The sequence below is a fragment of the Microbacterium sp. Marseille-Q6648 genome (assembly GCF_943181415.1).
GTDB lineage: Bacteria > Actinomycetota > Actinomycetes > Actinomycetales > Microbacteriaceae > Microbacterium.
On record NZ_CALPBZ010000003.1, the window covers coordinates 310,431 to 331,903 of the forward strand.

The following is a 21,473-nucleotide window of genomic DNA, read 5'->3' on the forward strand; positions in this document are numbered from 1 at the left end:
TGGAAGTCCTTATCCGGGATCAGGCGTTGGCGAGCTCGGCGGCCTTGTCGGCGCCTTCGTCCATGGTCGCAGCGAGGGTGACAAGCGGGTGGCCGGCGTCTTCGAGGATCTTGCGGCCCTCTTCGACGCGGTTGCCGTCCAGACGCACCACGAGGGGCTTGGATGCCGTCGAGCCGAGCTCGGCGAGCGCACCGACGATGCCCTTGGCGACGGCGTCGCACGCGGTGATGCCGCCGAAGACGTTGACGAACACCGACTTCACCTGCGGGTCGCCGAGGATGACGTCCAGGCCCGCGGCCATGACCTCGGCCGAGGCGCCGCCGCCGATGTCGAGGAAGTTGGCGGGCTTGACGCCGCCGTGGTTCTCGCCGGCGTAGGCGACCACGTCGAGGGTCGACATGACCAGGCCCGCGCCGTTGCCGATGATGCCGACCTGTCCGTCGAGCTTGACGTAGTTGAGGTCGTTCTCCTTGGCCTTGGCCTCGAGCGGGTCGGCCGCGTCCTTGTCCTCGAGCAGCGTGTGCGAGGCGTGACGGAACTCGGCGTTCTCGTCGAGCGAGACCTTGCCGTCGAGGGCGATGATGTCGCCGTCCTCGGTCCGGACGAGGGGGTTGACCTCGACCAGGGTGGCGTCCTCGCCCTTGTACACGGCGAAGAGCTTGACGAAGACGTCGGCGACCTTGGGCACGAGCTCGTCGGGGAAGTTCGCGGCGCGGGCGATCTCGAGCGCCTTGGCCTGGTCGATGCCGGTCAGCGGGTCGACCTCGATCCTCGCGAGGGCCTCGGGCTTCTCGACCGCGAGCTGCTCGATCTCCATGCCGCCCTCGACCGAGCACAGGCTCAGGTAGGAGCGGTTGGCGCGGTCCAGCAGCACGGAGAAGTAGTACTCCTCGGCGATGCGGGCGCCTGCGGCGACCATGACGCGCTTGACGACGTGGCCCTTGATGTCGAGGCCGAGGATGGCCTTGGCCGCCTCGTATGCCTCGTCGGGGTTCTTGGCGACCTTGACGCCGCCGGCCTTTCCTCGTCCGCCGGTCTTGACCTGGGCCTTGACGACGACGACGCCGCCGAGCTTCTCAGCGGCCGCCTTCACTTCTTCTGGGGTGTCCGCGACGATGCCGGCGAGCACCGGCACCTCGTACTTCTCGAACAGATCGCGTGCCTGGTACTCGTAGAGATCCACGTGCAGTCCTTCGCTGTGGCGAATGGGCGGCGCCGACATCAGCGCCGGATTGTCTTGACGTCGAGATATTCGACCGGTCACCCAGCCTACTACCGCCGCTCCTGCGCCCTCGACCGCGTGACGCCGGGGTCGCCCTCGACCGCGGGTGCGGACGAGTCGTCGAGGCGCGGCAGATCGTCGAGGGCGGGGCCTTCGATGCGTTCGCCGTCCGCGGTGAATCGCGACGCATGCAGCGGGCAGTCCCACGTGCACTCCGCGTCGTTCCACGACAGCACGCCGCCGAGGTGCGTGCACACGGCGCTCACCGCGCGTGTGACACCGTCCACGGTCGAAACCCCGACCGGCTGCCCACCACGGCTGGCCACGACCCCCTCGCCTTCGGCGGGCCGCGGGACCGGAACCGGCACGCGCTGGGCACCGAGCCACCCGGATGCCGCTTCCCACCCGACGCGGATGTTCTCGACACCGCCGCGACCGAGATCGGCCGGCACGGTCAGCCGGTGCGCGATCACCGACATCCACCGCGGGCGCTCCCTGCGGGGAACGCGGCGGATCTCGGCGCTCAGCCGCAGCGCGGCCGCCGGACCGTTCGACAGCCCCCACTTGCCGTAGCCGGTGGCGAAGCGCACCCGGCCGAGGCTGCGCGGCAGCGCGCCCACGAACGGGATGAGGTTGTGCGACTCGTAGTCCTGCGCACTCCAGTGGGCGACCGGTTCCGCACCGGGGAAGTGCTCCCGCGTCCACGCGACGATGTCGTCGACGCGCTCCTGCTCGGACTTGACGCGGCCCACGGGGTGGCCGTTCCCTCCGACGATCAGCTGGGCACGATCGCCCGGGCCGTCCTCGGGAGTCACCGAGCGGATCGAGCGCGTCGGACCGTCGACCGACAGGTACAGGCCGTCGGGCACGTCGCCGTCGTAGGCGAAGGCGACGCAGTACGAGCGCAGTCCCCGGGTCTTGGCGAAGTACAGCCCGCGGTCGAGGATGGCCGCGCCGGTCGCGAGCACGATGTGGTCGGCGCGCATCGACCCGGCATCCGTCTCGATGCAGGGGGACGGCACGGCGTGCACGCGGGTGACGCGCGCGCCGGTGTGCAGGGTCCCTCCCGCGGCCAGGAACGCCCGCGCGAGCGCGTGCAGCAGTCGCTGCGGGTCGAGGGCCGCCTGGTCGTCGAGCGCGACGGCGGCGGCGAACGGGAACGGGAGGTCTGCGTCCGCCCCGGCCGGCACGCGGCGCACCGGCAGCCCGGCTTCGGCCGCCGCGGCCGTCTCGTCGTCGATGGTCGAGGCGCCGGCATCCGATTGCGCATAGCTGAACGCGGTGCGGGACGAGAGCGGCACGCCCGCTTCCGCCGCGAAGTCCCGGAGCCACTGCGCCCCGTCGCGATTGGCCTCGACGTACGCCCGCGCGAGCGAGGCGGGGTGGTGCCGGCGGAGCGTGGAGAGCACGCTCCCCTGCAGCAGCGACAGCTTGCCGGTGTTCGCGCCACTGGCGAGCGCCCCGATCCGCTCGGCCTCGACGACCGCGACGTCGTACCCCTCTCTCACGAGCATGAGGGCGGTGGTGAGCCCGGTCACGCCCGCCCCGACGACGATCACGTCGTGCGTGGCTCCGGGAACGAGCGGGGTGTCGTCGGGGCCGTCGTCGGCCCGCCACAGGAGTTCCATCCACCCACCCAACGCCGTTTCCCCGTCGGACTCCACGGGGTTGACACCGCACCGGGCATGGTGCCACGCGGCACGCGCGTCGATAGGCTCGACGGGTGACAGACGAGGCCGCGCCCCCCGCCGCGAGAACCGCGGTCGTCGGAGCCGCCCTCGAGCTGTTCGCGCAGCAGGGCTTCGACCAGACCTCCGTCGAGCAGATCGCGCGGGCGGCGGGAGTGTCGCGGTCGACCTTCTTCCGCCAGTTCGGCGGCAAGGACGACGTCGTCTTCGCCGATCACGAGCTGCTGCTCGACGAGCTGCGGGGCTTCCTCGCCGAGGCCCACGAGAACCCGTGGGCGGCGGTGTGCGAGGCCTCCATCCGGGTCTTCACGCACTTCGCCGCCGACCCCGAGCTCGCCCGGCGCCGCTACGAGGTCGTCCGGCAGGTGCCGGCGCTCCGCGAGCGCGAGATCGTGACCGTGTTCCGGTACGAGCGCCTCTTCGACGAGTACCTCCGGCGCGCGCTGCCCGGCATCGACCCGATCGACGCCGTCGGGTTCGCCGCCCTCGTCACCGCCGTGCACAACCACGTGCTCCGCCAGCTGCTGCGCGGCCCGAAGCGGGTGCCGGTCTCGTCGCTGCGACACGCCCTCGACGACGCGATGCGCCGCTTCGGCGTCCTCGATGCCGCGGACGCCCGCGACGACGACGTCGTGGTCGCCGTCTTCCCCAAGCGGATGCCGCACGCCGAGGTCGCCCGACGCCTTCAGGATCAGCTTCGCGACCCAGACGCCTGAGACGCAGTTCCAGCTTCTCTGAGATCCGGTTCCGTTACACTCGCCACATGAGCGAGTTCCTGCCCGTGCCCGGCCAGCAGACGGAGTCCTACGACGTCTCGCGCGCCCTCGACACCGACTACTACGCCGTGTTCTCCGATCTGAGTCCCGCCGAGCGCGAGGCATGGCAGCGGGCGCGGACGTTCGTGGACGAGATCCTCCCCGACATCGACGGGTATTGGGACCGCGGCGAGTACAACCTCGGCTTCGCGCGCCGCATGGGAGAGCTCGACCTCTTCACCGACGGCATCGACCACGCGGGCCTGACCCGCCTGTCCCCCCTGGCGGCGGGCCTGGTCAACATGGAGGTCTCGCGCGGCGACGGCTCGATGGGCACGATCCTGGCCGTGCAGGGCGGCCTCGCGCTGCGGACGCTGGCGCTGTTCGGCAGCGACGCGCAGAAGAGCGCCCACCTCCAGCCGCTGGCACGAGGCGAGGTGCTGGGCTCGTTCGCCCTGACCGAGCCCGATCACGGCTCGGACTCGGTCTCGCTCGAGACGCGAGCGCGGCGCGAGCCCGACGGCTCGTACGTGATCGACGGGGCGAAGAAGTGGATCGGCAACGGCGCCTCCGGCGGCATCACCTTCGTGTGGGCGCGGGTCGCCGCACCCGGTGATGACGACGACGGCGCGGTGCGCTGCTTCCTCGTCCCGCAGGACGCCGCCGGCTACCGCGGCGAGCCGATCCTCGCCAAGGCCTCGCTGCGGGCGATCCACCAGGCCCACATCACCCTCTCCGGTGTGCACGTGCCCGCCGACGCGCTCCTGCCCGGTGCCCGCTCGTTCAAGGACGCCTCCACCGTCCTGTACTCCACGCGGTCGGGCGTGGCCTGGTCGGCGCTCGGGCACGCCACCGCCTGCTACGAGGCGGCACTTCAGTACGCCCAGCAGCGCCAGCAGTTCGGCAAGCCCCTGGCGAGGTTCCAGATGGTGCAGGAGCGCCTGGCCCAGATGCTCGAGGAGCTGACGGCGATGCAGCTGTACTGCCGTCATCTCGCCGACCTCGAGGCCTCGGGCGGTCTGCGCCCCACGCAGGCGTCGCTGGCGAAGTACCACAACACCCGTGCGGCGCGTCGGATCGCGGCGACCGCACGCGACCTCCTCGGCGGCAACGGCATCCTGCTGCAGTATCGCGTGATGCAGCACATGGCCGACATCGAGGCCATCCACACGTACGAGGGCACCGAGAGCGTGCAGGCGCTGCTCATCGGCCGTGACATCACCGGGATGAGCGCGTTCGCCTGATCCCCCGACCCGCCGCCGGCGGGCGACGGCGTAGTGGTTCCCTCGCGCACGCGCAAGGCTTCTGCGCCGGATCGCCGGACGGCTACTGTCGCTGTCATGGGATTGTTCCGACGCACCACCGACCGCGCTGGCGCGGCCGCTCCGATCGCCGCCGCGATTCCCCCCGTCAGACTGTGGAGCGACGGGTTCGGCAAGCTCGCCACCCGCGCCCTGCAGGTGCTCATCGTGGTCGCCCTCGCGACGCTGATGATCTTCGGCATCCGTCAGCTCACGCTCGTGACCATTCCGCTGGTCATCGCGCTCATCCTCGCGTGCGCCTTCCACCCCGTGATGGCGTTCATGCGGCGCAGGGGGGTGCCGTCCGCCCTGGCGACGGTGATCACGCTGCTGTCGATCGTGCTGCTGCTCACCGGCATCGGCTGGCTCATCGTGTGGGCGGTGCGCGACCAGTGGGACGAGCTGTACGCGCAGGCCGAGACGGGCCTGCAGTCGGTCGTCGAGTGGGCGCAGAACCTCCCCTTCGCGCCGACCCAGCAGCAGCTCGACGAGTGGCTGCAGGCGGTGACCGACTTCCTCACCAGCGCGCAGTTCGGCTCGGGCGCCCTGGCCGGCGTGAACGCCGTGTTCAACTTCGTGACCGGGTTCATCCTCATGGTCACGATCCTGTTCTTCTTCCTGAAGGACGGCCCCCGTATGTGGGAGTTCCTGCTGCGACCGTTCCGCGGTGAGGACTACGACCGCGCCCACCGGATCGGCTACAAGACGGTCTCGGTGCTCGGGTCGTACGTCCGCGGGACGGCCACCGTGGCCGCGGTCGACGCGATCGGCATCCTGATCGGCCTGCTGATCCTGCAGGTGCCGCTGGCGATCCCCCTGGCGGTGCTGGTCTTCCTCCTGGCCTTCATCCCGATCGTCGGAGCGACGCTCGCCGGCATCCTGGCCGCGCTCGTGGCCCTCGTCGCCAACGGCTGGGTCAACGCGCTCATCGTCGTCGGCGTCGTCGTGCTGGTCAACCAGCTCGAGGGCAACTTCCTGCAGCCCGTGCTGATGGGCCGCTCGATGAAGCTCCACGCGTTCGTGATCCTCGTCGCCTTGACCGTCGGCGCCGTACTCGGCGGCATCGTCGGGGCGGTCCTGGCCGTCCCGATCGCCGCGGCCGCGTGGGGCGTCGTGCAGGTGTGGGACGGGCCGAAGACTCCCGCGCGCTGGGCGCGACCGAAGCAGGCCGAGCTCGAGAAGGAGTAGCCGTGCCGTACGAGATCCCCGCGCCGATGCTGGCGAAGTCGGTTCCCGAGGTGCCCGAGCAGGATGCCGCGACCGGCGGCTTCAGCTACGAGCCCAAATGGGACGGCTTCCGCGGACTGGTGTCGTGGGACGGCGAGACGGTCGAGATCGGCTCGCGAGGCGCCAAGCCCCTCACGCGGTACTTCCCCGAGTTGGTCGAGGCGTTCTCACGGCTCCTGCCCGAACCCTGCCTGCTGGACGGCGAGGTCGTCGTTCCCCGCGGCGAGCCGGGGTCGCAGCGGCTGGACTGGGACTCGCTCACGCAGCGCATCCATCCGGCCGCCTCCCGCGTGACGATGCTGTCCGAGACCACCCCGGCGATGTTCATCGCCTTCGACCTCCTCGCCCGCGGCGACCGCGATCTGCAGAGCGAGCCGTTCGAAGAGCGCCGGGCGCAGCTGGTCGAGCTGGTCGCCGGGCTGCCGCATCCGATCCATGTCACCCGCACGACGAGGGATGCCGCGATCGCGCGCCGCTGGCTGAACGAGTTCGAGGGGGCCGGGCTCGACGGCGTCATCGCCAAGCCGCTCGCGCAGCCCTACGCCCCCAACAAGCGCACGATGTTCAAGATCAAGCACGCGCGCACCGCCGATGTCGTGGCGATCGGGTACCGCATCCACAAGTCCGGTCGCGGCGTCGGCTCGCTGCTGGTCGGCCTCTACGACGACGGCGGGACGCTGCGGAACGTGGGTGCGGTGTCGGCGTGGAGCGACAAGCGGCGTCTGGAACTCGTGGACGAGCTGGCTCCGCTCGTCGAGACCGACGAATCGGGGGCGGCGCTGACGGGCGAGGGCGAGAAGTCGCGATTCTCTGCGGCCGACCGCGACTCGTCGTTCGTCAGGCTGCGACCCGAGCGGGTGCTCGAGGTGCGCTACGACCAGCTCGAGAAGAACCGGTTCCGCCACACGGTCCAGTTCGCCCGCTGGCGTCCCGACCGCGATCCCGCATCGTGCCGGTTCGATCAGCTCGAGGCGGTGTCGGCGTACGACGTCGGTGCGGTGCTCGAGTAGCGCTAGTCCGGCTTCTTCGCGCGGCTCGGCTGGACGCGCGGGGGCTCGCCGGGCATCTTGGGGAACTCCGGCGGGAACGCCAGCTCTCCCAGACCGGCATCGAGATCGCGCTGCCACCACTCCAGCAGCGTGTCGATCCGTCCCGGCTCGGCGAGCACGTCTGCCCACGGGTCGCCGACATCGGCGAGCCGCTGCGGGACGGTGCGGACGGTGAAGTCCGCCGGGTCGATGTGGGCGAGCTCGTCCCACGTGATCGGCGTCGACACCGTCGCCGCAGGAAGCGCCCGGGGCGAGTACGCGCCGGCCATCGTGCGGTCGCGGTTGGCCTGGTTGAAGTCGATGAAGACGCGTTCGCCTCGCTCCTCCTTCCACCAGTTCATGGTGACCTTGTCGGGCAGGCGACGTTCCAGCTCGCGACCGGCGGCGATGACCGCGTGCCGCACGTCGAGGAACTCGTGGGTGGGCTCGATGGCGCAGAACACGTGGATGCCCCGGTTGCCGCTCGTCTTGAGGAAGGCGGTGAGTCCCGCTTCGGCCAGCACCTCTCGCAGCGCGGGAGCGACAGCGGCGGCATCCGAGAAACCCGTCCCGGGCTGCGGATCGAGGTCGATGCGCAGCTCCACCGGGTTGTCGGTGTTCGCCGTGAGCGAGGCCCATGGGTGGAAGACGACGGTGTTCATCTGCGCCGCCCACACCACCGTGGCAGTTTCGGTGAGCACGATCTGCGGGTGCCGCCGGCCGCTGTTGTAACGGACGGTGACCGTCTCGAGATAGGCAGGAGCCCCCCTGGGCGGGTTCTTGGAGTAGAACCGCTCACCGTCCACGCCCTCGGGGAACCGCTCGAGCGAGACCGGCCGATCGCCGTTGGCCGCGAGGAACGGTCCGGAAACCGCGATCAGGTATTCGGCGAGCTCGCGCTTGGTGATGCCGAGTTCGGGCCACAGCACGCGGTTCGGACTCGACAGTCCGACCTCGCGGTCGCCGTCGGGTCCGGGGACGGTGAGGGTGATCCGCTCGGAGGCCATGATGCCAAGGTAGCGGTGCGACGTCAGTCGGCGAGGGCGAGAACGGGTGCGAGATCGTCCCGCGTCAGACGGAGGAACGGTCCGCGCGGATCGACGATGACACCCGTGAGGTTCGCGTCGCCGCGCAGTGAACGGGCGAGCTGGTCGCCCGTGATGGGCGCGGCCTGGTCGCCGCGACCCCCGGCGACGACCTCGAGCGGGTGCGAGTACACCTCCAGGTAGCGGGAGCCGTCGCTCGAGCGGGACTCGGCGACGCCCACCGGGCCGTCCTCCTCGGCGCGGTTGACAGCGACCCAGAGCTTGGCGTGCGTGAGAGCCTGGGCCACGCGCGCCGCGGTGTCAGGGCCGCGTTCGCCGGCGAGGAGCGATTTGAGGGTGAGCTCCTCGTCGAAGTTCTCGACCATCTTCTCCAGCAGCGCCTTCGGCAGCACGGCGCGCGCCGGTGCGGAGGCGTGGTCGATGACCAGACCGTCGTAGTCGCCGCTGAGCACGTGGCGGATCACCGCGACGACGGGCTGACCCATGGCCGAGGTGGCGGTGTCGCCGTCGGCGCGGACGCTCGCCTGCAGCGCGGCGCCGCTGCTGTAGGCGAGGGCGAACTTCTTCTCGCCGAGGGTGGCCATGGCCAGCGGCAGGTTCTTGCCTTCGGCGATGAGAGCGCGCGCGTCTCCCTTGACCCGGAGGAAGAGGTGCCCCTGCAGCAGCTGACGCGCGACATTCATCAGATCCACGCCGTCGGGCTGTTCGGGCAGTGTCGCGAGAGTGGCCGCGACGAGCGTGTTGTCGCGCAGGCCCGGAAGCGTCTCGGTGGGCACCGGGGCGACCTCGGGGGCCTGCGACCGGGGCTTCGGAGGGCGCTTCGCCGCGGCAGCAGGCGCCGCGGGAGCGGGCTGCCCGAAGGTCGACAGCGAGATCCCGACGTGCGGCACCGGTTCGACCGGGGTCTCCCCCGCCGCCGCGCCTTCAGCCGCCCGCATGTCGTCGCCCGGCTCCGTCGCGGGGACGTCGGGAGTCTGCTCGGCTGCTCGATCGTTCGAACGCTTGCCTCGTGAGAAGATCGCCATCGTTCGAGCCTAGCCCGCCGGTCTCACCCCGCGACGGTCACAGCTTCGACTTCCGGTAACCGGCCGACACCGCGGCGGTCTCGGTCCGGAAGCACTCCTCGGGCTGGGTCGCGCTGTAATAGCGCCCACCGGGCATGTGGTAGATCATCGAGTCGGCGTTGCCTTTGATGGGCGCCCACGACGGACAGTTCCACGTGCTGATCGGGGCTGTCCGAGTCGGGTAGCCGACGGTCGCCGACGCGGCGGACGTCTTGGAGATGGTGGCATAGCCCGACAGCCGCCCCGTCACCTTCACGGTGATCCGCTTGCCGACGTGCGAGGTCGTGAGCTTCAGCGTGGAGCCGGTGGCGCCGCTGATCGCCGAGCCGTTGGCGTACCACTGGTACGAGAACGACGTCCCGCTCGTCCACGTGCCCCGATAGGCGGTCAGGGTCTTGGTGACCTGGGTCGTGCCGCCGATCGCGGGCGTGCCGGCCCGCAGGATCTGCGATGTCGCCGACGAGGTCAGCGACACCGTCGCGTACCCCGAGGCCCGACCTGTCACCTTCACCGTGATCCGCTTGCCCTCGGTGCCCGACGACAGCCGGTAGGTGGATCCGGTCGCGCCCGAGATGGCGTTGCCGTTCGCGTACCACTGGTAGCTGTACGTGGTGCCCGAGGTCCAGGTGCCCCGCTTGGCCGTCAGTGTCGCCCCGACCGCGCGGGTGCCCGAGATGGACGGGGTGATCGCGGTGCCGACTTTGCCCGAGACGGCCGACGTCCTCGACACCGTCGTGTGACCGGACTTCTTGCCGGTGACCTTCACCGAGATCCGCTTGCCCTTGAGCGTGCTCGGAATCTTGTACGACGAAGACGTCGCGCCCGAGATCGCCCGGCCGTCGGCGTACCACTGGTACGTGAACGCCGCCCCCGACGTCCACGTGCCCCGGTCCACGCGAACCGTGTGACCCGCCGCGATCGGACCGGCGATCTTGGGCGTGGCGAATCTCATGACCGCCGCTGTCTGACCCGACGTCTTGGTCACCGTCGTGTACCCGAGCTTGGTCCCGGTGACGGCGACGGAGATCCTCTTCCCGTCCTGCGCCGTCGTCACGGTGAACGACGAGCTCGTCGCCCCCGCGATGGCGATCCCATCAGCCAGCCATTGGTAGGTGAGCGTCGCTGCCGTGGTCCACGTGTTCGGCTTCGCCGTCATCAGCGCGCCGACGGCGGCAGTGCCCGAGATGCTCGGCGTCGCGGCCGCGAGGTGGACCAGCAGGTCCGCGCTGACCTCGCGCTCCTCCCCGCGTGCGAGGGTGAGCATGGTCGAGTCGTCGAAGGTCGTCGTGTCGTCCCACCACTCGCCGCGGAAGCTGACCGACGGCGGCGCGTACTCGACCAGATAGTCGCCGGCAGGCAGCTGCACGAAGACGAAGCCGTACTCGTTCGTGGACGCCTGCAGGATCGGCTGGAAGAAGGCGCTCCCGGTCTCGTCCGCACCGTCGGTCGCCCACAGCGTGACGGTGACGCCGGGCAGGGGATTACCCGTGCGGGCGTTCGTGACCACGCCGTAGGCGGCCCCCGCCTCGTACATCCTGCGCGGCTCGAGGTGGACGGAGCCGCCCTCGGTCACGGTGGCGGGGATCGCATACGAGGGCACGGCGAAGCCTGCGTACCAGCCCCAGGCCAGGTCGGTGCGCTCGGCGGGGTCGAAGAAGAAGTCGTACTCGCCGACCGGCAGCGTCGCGAAGGCGTACGCGCCGGCATCGTCGGTGGCCACCGTCTGGACGAACTCGTACTCCTCGCCGATCAGACGGAATGCGCTCACCTGAACGCCGGCGATGCCGGCGATGCCGTCTCCGTCCGTGACGGTGCCCGAGACACTCGGCGCGGCGACCTCCTCGGCCGATGTCTCGGCGGGCGCCGGCGGCGCGCCTTCGGCGAGCTGCAGCGCCTCCACCGTCGGACTCTCGGTCTCATCCAGTTCGATCGATTCCTCCGCGGCGGGCACCGACCCCGCGAGCGCATGCGCAGGGTCGACACCGATGAACAGCGCGCCCGCGAGGACGGAGCAGAGGAGGATCGCGAGCAGTATGCGCGCACGCGAGAAGAGAGCGTCGATCACAGTGGTGGCCTTCACATCACGCCGGGGCGCCGGCGGCGGCTCGCAGCACTGCGCTCGAACGATCCGACTCTAGGGGTGCGGTATGTTCCGACGCGAGCATGGTCCGCGCAGGGATCATAACGAACGGATAACGCTCTCCCGCCGGCGGCCCCGTCGATGCCGGAAGGCCGCTAGATGTACCCGGCAGTCAGGTTGGTGACACCCGGCTGAGTGGGGTGCCGCTGATGGCTGAGTGGTATCGCTGAGTGTTGTAGTGCTCGATCCAGGGCGCAAGTGCGGCGGCGCGTTGGTCGTTCGAGGTGAAGATCTGTCGGTATGCCCATTCGGTCTGCAGGGTGCGGTTGAGTCGTTCAACCTTGCCGTTCTGCCAGGGGCAGTGGGGGCGGATCAGCACGTGTTTGGCGCCGAGCGCGGTGAGCACGTCGCGGACATCGTTGGAGAGCCGGTAGCTGAAGTGGTTGTCGGTCATGACCCGCTCGATGCGAGTGATGCCACGATCTCGGAAGTATGCGGCGGCCCGCGCGAGGAACGCGGCGCAGGTCGCGCCCTTCTCGTCCGGGTGGATCTCGGAGTACGCCAGTCGGGAGTGATCATCGACGAGTGAGTGGACGTAGTCGAACCCGATCCGCGCCTTCTTGCGCGCGGCGGTGTCGCCGGCCGATCTGCCGTGCGCACGCCAGCCACCACCCTCAGGGATGCGGCCCAGCTTCTTCACGTCCATGTGGACCAACTCGCCCGGTCGGGCGCGTTCGTAGCGGACAGTGGTGGTCTTCGATGCGCGGATGACGACCCCGGTGAGCGGGTCGCACTCGACCAGACGCGGCACGTGATGCCGGCGCAAGATCGCGGTGATCGTGCGCGCAGGAACACCTGTCATCACGGCGAGGCGATCGGGGCCCTGCCGCAGCTGGCGACGCACCGTGACCACCCGCAACTCCACCTCGAGCGGCGTCCGGCGCGGCATGGAATGCGGACGCGAGGACCGGTCACCGAGGCCGGCGACACCCTCAGCCCGGAACCTGTTGACCCAGCGGTGCGCGCATTGACGCGACACCCCAAGCTCTTTGGCGACGTGAGAGACCGGACGATGCTGCACCAGCACCCGCTCGACGAGCAGAACTCGGCCACGGACATTCAGTCGGGCATTAGCGTGAGACACGAGACCTCCTGGCAGTGAAGAACTAGACAGCTCCACTAAGCCAGGAGGTCTCCTCATCTCACAAGAACGTCACCAACGTCCCTGCCGGGTACAGCTAGAGCTTCTGGATCGGCGCGATCTTGATCAGCAGCTTCTTGGCACCCGCACCGTCGAAACGCACGTGCGCCACCCGCTTCGCGCCCTCCCCCGTCACGGCGTCGATGCGTCCTTCGCCGAAGTCCTCATGACGGATGCGGTCTCCGGCGGCCAGCTCCATGTCGCCGTTGTCGCGTACCTTCGCGGGAATGCGGTTGGCGAACTTCTCGATGTCGGCGCGCGGCTCGCGGCGCGCCAGTGGCACGAGGTCGTCGCCGTACCGCTTCGCTCCGCCGCCGAATCCCCCGCCCGGCCCGCGCCGCGCGTTCAAGGCGCGGGACTGCGTGCCGCCCCGCGAATTCACGTCGCCGGGCGACTGGCGCCAGTGGAGCAGCTCGGCCGGGATCTCCTGCAGGAAGCGACTCGGCATGGCCACGGTGACCTCGCCGAACTGCGCGCGGGTCATCGCGAGCGACAGGTAGAGACGCTTCCGTGCCCGCGTGATGCCGACGTAGAAGAGGCGACGCTCCTCCTGCGGCCCGCCCGGCTCGCCCGCCGAGATCCGGTGCGGGATGAGGTCCTCTTCGACGCCGGTGAGGAAGACCGCGTCGTACTCCAGTCCCTTGGCGGTATGCAGTGTCATGAGCGAGACCGAACCGGTCGCGTCGTCGAGATCATCGGCATCCGAGACCAGCGCGACCTCGCCGAGGAAGTCGATGACGGTGCCCTCGGGGTTGTTGCGTGCGAACTCGCGCGCGACGGCCACGAGCTCGTCGAGGTTCTCGAGACGCGCTTCGTCCTGCGGGTCCTTGCTGGCGCGCAGTGCGTCGCTGTAGCCGCTCTTGTTCAGCAGCAGCTGCAGTCCTTCGGCCACGGCCGTCGGCGGGGCGAGTTCACCCGAAGCCGGGAGCATCACCGCGGTGGCCTCGGCCAGCACGGCGTCGAGGCGGGCGATGGCCGCCTGGATCTTCGGTCCGACCGCGAGCGCCGAGGAGTTGGCGAGCGCGTCGCGGAACGTGATCTGCTCGTCCTGCGCGTATCGCGAGATGGCCTCGATCGTGACGTCTCCGATGCCCCGGCGCGGCCGGTTGATGATGCGGCGCATGGCCATCTCGTCGGCGGGGTTGGACACAGCGACGAGGTATGCCAGGGCGTCCTTGATCTCGGCACGCTCGTAGAACTTGGTGCCGCCCATGATCTTGTACGGGACGGCCGAGCGGATGAAGATCTCCTCGAGCGCGCGCGACTGCGAGTTCGTGCGATAGAACACCGCCATCTGCGCGTAGTCGACCCCCGCGCGTCGCAGCTGCTCGATCTCGTCGGCGACGAACTGCGCCTCGTCGTGCTGCGAATAGCCGGTGAACCCGACGATCTGCTCCCCCGCGCCCACATCGGTCCACAGCTTCTTGTCTTTGCGGTCGAAGTTGTGGCTGATCACCGCGTTGGCCGCCGACAGGATGTTCTGCGTCGATCGGTAGTTCTGCTCGAGCAGCACGACCTTCGCGCCGGGATAGTCGCGTTCGAACTCGGTGATGTTGCGGATGTCCGCACCGCGGAAGGCGTAGATCGACTGATCCGAGTCACCGACCACGGTGAGGGATGCGGCATCCTCCGCGTCGGGCTCCGCCTCGAAGATCATCATTCCGCCGCCCGCGGCGAGTGGCGCGGCATCCGACCCGATCGGCTTGGTCAGCTCGTTGATGAGCGCGTACTGCGCGTGATTGGTGTCTTGATACTCGTCGACGAGGATGTGCCGGAAGCGGCGGCGATAGACGTCGGCGACCTTCGGGAAGGCGCGGAAGAGGTACACCGTCTGCGCGATGAGATCGTCGAAGTCGAACGCGTTCGCCCGCTGCAGGGCGCGCTGGTAGTCGGCGAACACATCGACGAAGACGCGCTCGGCGGGGTCGTTCATGTTGGCCTGGCGGGCGTAGGACTCGGCGTCGGCGAGCTCGTTCTTGAGTTTGGAGATGCGTCCCTGCGTGGCCGCCGGGGTGAGACCGTACGCGTCGGCCTCGTGCTCTTTCACGAGTCGTTTGATGAGCGCTCGCGAATCGCCGGAGTCGTAGATGGTGAACGCCTTCGTGAACCCGAACTGGTCGGCCTCACGGCGCAGGATCCGCACGCACGCCGAGTGGAACGTCGAGATCCACATCCCCTGGGCATGGTCGCCGATGAGCTGCCGAACCCGCTCGCGCATCTCGCCGGCGGCCTTGTTGGTGAAGGTGATCGCGAGGATCTGGCTCGGCCACGCGTCCTTCGTGCGCAGCAGCGAGGCGACCCTGCGGGTGAGCACGCTCGTCTTGCCCGATCCCGCACCCGCGACGATGAGCAGAGCGGGGCCGCGGTAGAGCACGGCTTCGCGCTGTTGGGGATTGAGTCCGGCGAGCAGGTCTTCGTCAGGGCGCACGGCACCGGGGCGAGGCCCGCGGTCACCGCCGACGATAAGGGGGATGGAGGCGTCGGTCATGGCCCGACAAGTCTAGGTCGAGGTGCCGACAGCCGCGCCGTGCGCGATGTGCGCCGCCGTCCCCACGCCGATCCGCCGAGCTCAGGACGGAAGCCGCCCGGCGGCGGCGCGCGCCCGGGCGACCGCGTCGTCGACCTCGTGGAGCGCGCGCTCGCCCCCGGCCTGGACATGGGAGATGAGCACGTCGTAGCCGGCGACCGGCTCACCGGCGCGACCGGCACGCGCCCGGGTCAGCTCGAGCGAGCGCCCGAGCACCAGGGCGTCGCGGTGGTCTCCCAGGGCGTCGTGGAGCGCATCGCCCGCTTCCGCCAGCTCCGACAGCTCGTCGCCGAACAGATCGGGAGCCGCGGCGAGCACGGCCTCCGCGTTGTACCTCAGCCGACGACCCGCCTTGCGCAGATCGTGCAGGGTCTCGATCGTCCCGTCCGCGCCCTTGGCCGCGCGGCGGACGCGCCGGGCCTCGCGTCGCAGAGTGCGCGCCAGTGCCGATCGAGCGGATGCCGCGGGCTCCACGATCGGCGGATCGTCGGCGAACACGGCGAGCAGACGCTCCCGCTCGTGTGCTCTCGGGTGGTCCGCGAGCACGAGCAGTCGCGCGTGTGCGCGCTGGTACTCCGCGCGCACGTCGGTCACGAGCCGCCGGGACATGTTCGCATCGTCGATGCCGCAGTCCTCGAGCGCCGACCGGGCGAGCTCGGCGAGGACCTCGAGGTCGCGCACCGTGCCGAGTTCGGCGCCCCATTCGTCGAAGCGCACGCGCAGCCGCCGGGCGGCGGCGGGATCGAGCACGTCGCGCAGCCCGGCGAGGATGCTGCGCAGCCGTCGCACGCGCACCCGGTGCTGGTGGACGCCGTCGGGCTCGTCGGCCTTCGCGGCATCCCACGTCTGGCGGACCTCGTCCGCCGCCGCGCGCACGATCCTCGCGGCGACATCGCCCAGGGCGCCGCCCGGGTCGTCGTCAGACCCGGTCACGGACCGCTCGCTCGCCCACGACCAGGGCGGTGACCGCACCTGCGACGGCCACCAGCGCGGCCACGACCGCGACCGCCCACGGCGAGGGCAGCGCCGTGGGCCCGGCCGGGTCCTCGAGGACGGCGAGGAGGGTGGCGGTCACCGCGACGCCGGCACCGACTCCCGCGAGCATCATGCCCGCCGCGCGGCGAGCACCGAACGTTCCGGCGAGCGCCCAGCCGCCCGCCACGAACGTCCACGCCATGGCGGCGAACGCGAGCGCCGCGCTGACGGTGAGCAGAATGCGCGACGACGCGAGGGCGCCCCACCACTGGTCGGGTCCGCCGATCGAGGTGACGGCCAGGGCCAGGATGCTGTGGATCACGACGCCGCCGCCGACCGCCGCGATGACCGGCCACGGCGAGCGCCGGCCGACCAGGAGCCTCACGACGCCGGCGAAGACGGCCCACCCCGCCAGGACGGCGATCAGGTGGCTCCAGGCGGTGAGCTCGGACTGCAGGACCCGTGTCCCGACCAGAAGCGCCGCCGGCACGCCGAGCATGAGCCACCGGTCGAGCGGGAGCAGCCCGAGCGAGGACTCGCGCGCGCGCCACGGCCGCGTCGACGAGATCCATGTCGCCCGGGCCGCAGCCGCACCGGGACGCCGGACGAGACGGGTGCGGGCGGCCAGCATCCCGATCACGAGCCACGCGAGCGCGAGGAAGAGGAGCCCGCGCGCAGCCCAGGTGAGCGCTGGTGCGTCGCCGGCCGCCCCGGGGCGCACGAGGAAGAGCGCGGCGGTGAGCGGAACGGCGATCCCGCCCAGCACCGCCAGGCCGGTGGCGAGGGCCACCGCGAGTGTGCCCTTGCGCGCCGCCGTCGCCATCGTTCCACCCTAGACCGCCCCGGGCGTGTCGCGAGACGTCGGGGCGAGGTCACGTCGCGTCCCACGTGCGGGTCGAAGGTCCCTCCCGGACGCGCGCAGCCGGCCCTACACTGTGGCCATGACGGCGCCCTCGCCCACCTCGCCCGCTGTCCCCGCATCCTCGGGCGCGCCTCCGGCGCGCCCGACACTGCGCGCGGAATCCGAAGCCGTCTACGCCGCACTCGGCACCGGTGTCGTCGGTGCACTGTGGGGCTTGATCGTCGCGCTGATCTGGCCCGCCCTGCCCCTCTCCGGCGAGGACTGGTCGTTCGGCACGGCTGCAGCGATCGGGGCCGCGATCGTCGCCGGAGCGGCATCCGGCACGGGCTACTGGCGCTCCCGGGGCCTGACCGGCCAGGAGTGGCGCCTGCGCCTGTCGTCATGGAAGTTCACGGTGAACACCACGTCGGTGGTCGTGGTCCACGTCGTCCTCGCGGCTCTGGCGACCCTGGTGGTCTACCTCGTGCTCAGCCGCGGCTTCATCGGGCTGGGCGTCAGCAGGTTCTGGTCGATCACCCTCATGGCGATCACCCTCGGGCTGACGGCCTACCTGGTCTACCTCTCGGTGTCGCGCATCGACACCCAGCGCATGTCGTCGCTGCTCATGGCGTTCATCGTCATCGGCACCCTGACCGCCATGGTCACCACGCCCGATCCGCAGTGGTGGATGATCCATTTCAGCCACCTCGGCAGCTTCTGGGCGCTATCGAGCCTGGTGTTCAACGGCACCCTCATCGCGGGCGGACTGCTCGTGACGACGTTCGCCGTCTACATCGCCGCCGACATGGAGTCGCTGGTCGCCGAGGGCAAGCTCGCACGCACGGGCTCGCCGCGGTTCGTGTCGGTGCTGTTCGTGGTGATGGGCATCATGCTGGCGTGCGTGGGGATCTTCCCCGTCAACGTCAATCTCCTGCTTCACAACCTCTCGGCCATGGGGATGGCGGTGATGTTCCTCGTACTGCTCGCCAGCGGGCCGCGCATGCTGCGAGGGATGCCGCGCACCTACTTCCTGTCGTCGTGGGCGTTCCTGGCTGCGCTGGTCGTCTCGCTCGTGCTGTTCGTCGCGCAGTACTTCTCCCTGACGGCCTTCGAGATCATCGTGTTCGCCCTCATCTTCGGGTGGATCGCGGTGTTCATCCGCTTCCTCGGAGTCACCGGACAGCCGGACTCAGCGTCGACGCGCCGCTCATCAGCACGGCCGCCTGCCGCCTGACGAACTCGGCATACCCGCCCGGCGTGCGGCCGACGAACCGGCCCGAGGTCAGCACCTCGGCGACATCGCTCGCGACGACCCGTGCGCCGGCGGCACGCGCCCGGGTGACGAGGTCGACGTCCTCGTGCTCCCTCAGCCCGCCGAAACCGCCGACCGCGTCGTACACCTCGGCCCGGATGCCGAGGCTCGCGCCGTGGACGTTCCCCGCCGGCCGGCCCCGCACATGCGTCGCCCTCCAATGACGCTCGTACACCGCCGGCAGTTCGGCGAAGTCGGGCCGCACCGTGCCGAGGTAGACGTCGGCGCCGGCCGCAGCGGCGTCGAGCTGCGCGGTGATCCAGTTCTCGGGAACCGCGGAATCCGCGTCGGTGTTCGCGATCCACACGCCCCGCGCATCCTCGACGGCCTCGAGGGCGTCGGCGATGCCGGCCGCCCGGGCATACCCGACCGCAGCGTGCGCGACACTCACCACCGGCGCCCTGTGGCGCGCGGCGACGAGCGCCGATCCGTCCGAGCAGTCATCCAGCACCACCCTCACGACGCAGCGCACTCCCCGCGCCTCGGCGCGCACCACCGCGCGGTCGAGAGCGGTGAGGCACCGCCCGAGCAGCAGCTCTTCGTCGTGCGCGGGCACGACGACGACGACGGTGCGCACCGGCATCCGGGTCATGCGAGCCCCTCCCGCTCGGCCACCGACGACACCGGCGACCTCTCGAAGACCTCGAGCACGAAGTCGCGCTCGAGATGCGACACCGACACCCCCCAGCCGGGGTGCGCGCGCAGGGCGCGGTGGACGCTGTCGCCGCTGCGCGGATAGTCGGCCACGGGATGCCGCCAATGGCACGCCACGAGCGCGCCGTCCGCGGCGAGCGCACCGTCCATGCGGGCGACGGCCGCGGCGAGGTCGTCGTCCGAGAGGTAGTACCCCACCTCCGACAGCACGATGGTGTCGAACGTGCCGGACGGCCACTGCCCGGGCACGTCCAGCCGGGTCACCGTGACCCGCTCGCCGTGCGGCTCGCCGGCCAGACGCGCGCGCGCCCGATCGACCGCGGCCTGAGCGACGTCCACGGCGAGCACGCTATCGGCGCGCAAGGCGAGCTCGGCGGTCAGCGCACCGGTGGCGCAGCCGATCTCGAGCACCCTGCCGAGCCCGCGGGTGGGCAGCGCTGCCAGCAGCACGCTGCGCTTGCGCTCCTCGTACCACCGGGAGTCGAAGCCCCACGGGTCGTCGTGCCGCCCGAAGAACTGCTCGAAGTACTCCCCCGTCAGCGTCGCATCGCCGGGACCGTTGCGCCCGGCTCCGTGCGCGTACTCGCCCTCCACGACGAAGACCTCGAGATCACGATCGAAGTGCTCGAGCGCGCGGTCGTGCAGGATCGGCTCGTCGCCCGGCGCGTCCGACAGCGGCTCCGTCTGCGAGACGTGCAGCGCGAGCGCCGCGGCCTTCGCACCCCGCGCGTCCGCGTCCAGGCGCACGCCGCGGGCCGACTCCCACGGCAGGTCATCGGGTGCACCCCAGTGCCACAGCCAGATGGGATACCCCAGGTGCAGCGCCGCCCGGCCCGCGCAGACGTCGGAGACCACCTCGGCCACGATGCGGTGGTCACGGTGCCCGTCACCGGACCACGGAGCGGCGACGACCGCCCGATCGCCGCCGTGGTCGCCCCGCACCTCGAGCTCCGCCGCGACGCGTGCGGCGAGGTCATCGCGGCGATCGTCCAGACCACCGTCGGGGAGCCCCGCGAAGACGAGCGTCGCACCCGGGGCGAGATGCTGCACCGCGGCGGTCACCTCGGCCCGGCGGAGGGCCGCGAGCCGTGCCGGCGTGTGCGTGGGCGAGTCGGGGTGCGAGCGGTCGCCGTCGGTCGCGACGACCACCGTGACGCGTCCTCCGGCCCGGTGCACGGTGCGCATGAGCCCGCCCGCGCCGATGGTCTCGTCATCGGGATGCGCGGCCACCACCACGAGATGGTCCACCGGCTCCGCCCACGACGGCAGTCGCAGCATCCGCTCATCTTCCCGCCAGACGCGCTCGGGCGTCCCGGCGTCGAGGTGGGAGAAGGCCGGCATCACGCATTCCTCAGCACGTCGCGGCCGATGCGGGCGACGTCTCTGGCCGCGTGGTCCTGCCGCAGATACAGGTGCAGGTCGGCGACGCGGGCGGCGTGGTGCTCGTCCGCCACGAGCGGGCCCGGTCCGAGCGCGGCATCGGCCTCGGCGAGCACGCGGGCGGCCGCCTGGGCGACGACGGTGCGGACGCGCTGGGCGAGCAGTCCGTGATCGACCGCGGTGGGGGCGTCGGGCTGAGCGCCGGCGCCCATGGGGTCGCTGTCGCGGGCCGGAGCGCCGGCGTCGGCGTCGATGAGGGTCGCCGCCTCGGCGAGGACGGCGCGCGCCGACCACAGGGCCGCGTCCGCGGTGCCGAGGTGCACGAGCGACAGCTGATCGGCCCGTTCGGACGACGCCGCCCGTTCGAGCGGTGACCGCAGGCCTTCGGCCGCTCCCCACCACACGGCGGCGACCGACATGCCGCCCCACGCGAAGCCCGGGCGCCGCAGGTACCACCCCGGTCCTCCGACCGGCACCGCCGGTGCGTCGGCGAAGTCGACGGGGGCGCTCACCACCTGACGGAGTCCGCGCGCGTGCCATGGGCCGGCGTGGGGTGCGACTCCGGCGTCGCGCAGGTCGACGGCGAAGAGCGCGCGCTCGGTGTCGTCGACGAACGCGGTGACGAGCGCGTGACTCAGGTGCTGAGCGAGCGAGCACCACGGCTTGGTGCCCGTGAGCGTCCAGCCGTCCGCCGTCTCGGTCGCGCGCACCCGGCCGTGCGGCCCCTCGGCGGCGAACACTCCCCACGTCGCGTCAGAGTCCGCGGCGATGCCCTCGAGATCGACGTCCCCGGCCTGCGCGAGGATCGTCAGCGCGTCCAGGTGCGGCTCGAGCATGCGACCGGCCGCGACGCTCAGCCGGGCGGTGCCCGCCAGCAGCTCCCACAGCTCGCGCGTGCGCCCTTCGCCCGCGCGCGGCGCCCACCGGCCGACCTCTCGGCACCAGTCCAGCGTCGCGCCGAGGTCGGTGCCGAAGCCCTCGATCGCCGCGGCGGTGTGGAGCGCGGTGGCGACGGTCTCGGGAGCGGGCTGCCCGGGCACGAGGCTGAGCGAGTGCGGGACGGCGTGGCTGTCGTGCGGCAAGGGGCACCTCCTGTCGCGAAGCTACCCGACGGCCCCGTTCCGCACGGCAGGGTTGACAGGGCGCCACCACGCCGCACCGCACACCACACC

The 21,473-nt window shown here is 71.0% G+C and carries 17 protein-coding genes; 5 read left to right on the forward strand and 12 right to left on the reverse strand.

Going from position 1 to position 21,473, the window contains the following annotated elements; all coding sequences use genetic code 11:
- Positions 1–19 precede the first annotated feature (19 nt).
- Together sucC and NFR93_RS11615 are read right to left on the reverse strand one after the other, a co-directional pair.
- A complete protein-coding gene (gene sucC / locus NFR93_RS11610; protein WP_251453415.1) occupies positions 20–1,183 on the reverse strand; it encodes an ADP-forming succinate--CoA ligase subunit beta in 1,164 nt (387 codons plus the stop codon).
- 89 nt (positions 1,184–1,272) lie between these two features.
- Positions 1,273–2,850, reverse strand: a complete 1,578-nt coding sequence (locus NFR93_RS11615) for an FAD-dependent oxidoreductase (RefSeq protein ID WP_251453417.1) — start codon at positions 2,848–2,850, stop codon at positions 1,273–1,275.
- A 95-nt stretch (positions 2,851–2,945) separates the two neighbouring features.
- On the opposite strand from NFR93_RS11615, the gene NFR93_RS11620 reads away from it, so the two are divergent.
- The 4 genes from NFR93_RS11620 (at position 2,946) to NFR93_RS11635 (ending at position 7,203) form a co-directional block, all read left to right on the forward strand.
- Positions 2,946–3,626 (forward strand): TetR family transcriptional regulator, encoded by a 681-nt coding sequence (locus NFR93_RS11620; protein WP_251453419.1) that lies wholly within the window; start codon positions 2,946–2,948, stop codon positions 3,624–3,626.
- Positions 3,627–3,673: 47 nt separating this feature from the next.
- Positions 3,674–4,909, forward strand: coding sequence for an acyl-CoA dehydrogenase family protein (locus NFR93_RS11625; protein WP_251453423.1), 1,236 nt, complete (start codon positions 3,674–3,676; stop codon positions 4,907–4,909).
- 96 nt (positions 4,910–5,005) lie between these two features.
- On the forward strand, positions 5,006–6,154 hold the full coding sequence (locus NFR93_RS11630; RefSeq protein ID WP_251453424.1) for an AI-2E family transporter: 1,149 nt from the start codon (positions 5,006–5,008) through the stop codon (positions 6,152–6,154).
- 2 nt (positions 6,155–6,156) lie between these two features.
- The gene (locus NFR93_RS11635; RefSeq protein WP_251453430.1) at positions 6,157–7,203 is read left to right on the forward strand and encodes an ATP-dependent DNA ligase; all 1,047 of its coding nucleotides are present in this window, start codon (positions 6,157–6,159) and stop codon (positions 7,201–7,203) included.
- A gap of 2 nt (positions 7,204–7,205) precedes the next feature.
- On the opposite strand, the gene ligD is transcribed toward NFR93_RS11635, so the two are convergent.
- The 7 genes from ligD to NFR93_RS11670 all read right to left on the reverse strand — a co-directional run bounded on the left by ligD (position 7,206) and on the right by NFR93_RS11670 (position 16,937).
- Positions 7,206–8,228, reverse strand: coding sequence for a non-homologous end-joining DNA ligase (gene ligD / locus NFR93_RS11640; protein ID WP_251453432.1), 1,023 nt, complete (start codon positions 8,226–8,228; stop codon positions 7,206–7,208).
- Positions 8,229–8,251: 23 nt separating this feature from the next.
- Positions 8,252–9,292 (reverse strand): SseB family protein, encoded by a 1,041-nt coding sequence (locus NFR93_RS11645; RefSeq protein WP_251453440.1) that lies wholly within the window; start codon positions 9,290–9,292, stop codon positions 8,252–8,254.
- Positions 9,293–9,329: 37 nt separating this feature from the next.
- Positions 9,330–11,396, reverse strand: coding sequence for a sunset domain-containing protein (locus NFR93_RS11650; protein WP_251453442.1), 2,067 nt, complete (start codon positions 11,394–11,396; stop codon positions 9,330–9,332).
- 187 nt (positions 11,397–11,583) lie between these two features.
- Entirely contained in the window at positions 11,584–12,555 is a 972-nt protein-coding gene (locus NFR93_RS11655; RefSeq protein ID WP_251451445.1) for an IS481 family transposase, read from the reverse strand.
- 94 nt (positions 12,556–12,649) lie between these two features.
- Positions 12,650–15,100, reverse strand: coding sequence for an ATP-dependent helicase (locus NFR93_RS11660; protein ID WP_251453444.1), 2,451 nt, complete (start codon positions 15,098–15,100; stop codon positions 12,650–12,652).
- 81 nt (positions 15,101–15,181) lie between these two features.
- Entirely contained in the window at positions 15,182–16,072 is an 891-nt protein-coding gene (locus tag NFR93_RS11665) for a CHAD domain-containing protein (RefSeq protein ID WP_251453446.1), read from the reverse strand.
- Complete coding sequence (locus NFR93_RS11670) at positions 16,059–16,937, reverse strand: hypothetical protein (protein WP_251453448.1); 879 nt, start codon at positions 16,935–16,937, stop codon at positions 16,059–16,061. Before NFR93_RS11670 ends, NFR93_RS11665 begins: the two co-directional genes overlap by 14 nt.
- A gap of 118 nt (positions 16,938–17,055) precedes the next feature.
- Here NFR93_RS11670 and NFR93_RS11675 point away from each other — a divergent pair, with 118 nt between their 5' ends.
- Positions 17,056–18,189, forward strand: a complete 1,134-nt coding sequence (locus NFR93_RS11675) for a DUF998 domain-containing protein (RefSeq protein ID WP_251453450.1) — start codon at positions 17,056–17,058, stop codon at positions 18,187–18,189.
- Here the strand turns inward: NFR93_RS11675 and NFR93_RS11680 are convergent.
- From NFR93_RS11680 to NFR93_RS11690, 3 genes are read right to left on the reverse strand one after another with little or no spacing between them, the layout of a single operon-like run.
- Positions 18,128–18,859: a glycosyltransferase family 2 protein gene (locus NFR93_RS11680; protein WP_251453452.1), complete on the reverse strand. Its 732-nt coding sequence runs from the start codon at positions 18,857–18,859 to the stop codon at positions 18,128–18,130. The two genes, NFR93_RS11675 and NFR93_RS11680, sit on opposite strands and share 62 nt — an antisense overlap.
- Positions 18,856–20,262, reverse strand: coding sequence for a bifunctional PIG-L family deacetylase/class I SAM-dependent methyltransferase (locus NFR93_RS11685; RefSeq protein WP_251453462.1), 1,407 nt, complete (start codon positions 20,260–20,262; stop codon positions 18,856–18,858). Before NFR93_RS11685 ends, NFR93_RS11680 begins: the two co-directional genes overlap by 4 nt.
- Positions 20,262–21,383 carry an acyl-CoA dehydrogenase family protein gene (locus tag NFR93_RS11690; protein WP_251453464.1) on the reverse strand — a complete coding sequence of 374 codons (1,122 nt, stop codon included), beginning with the start codon at positions 21,381–21,383 and terminating at the stop codon, positions 20,262–20,264. Before NFR93_RS11690 ends, NFR93_RS11685 begins: the two co-directional genes overlap by 1 nt.
- Positions 21,384–21,473: the final 90 nt, after the last annotated feature.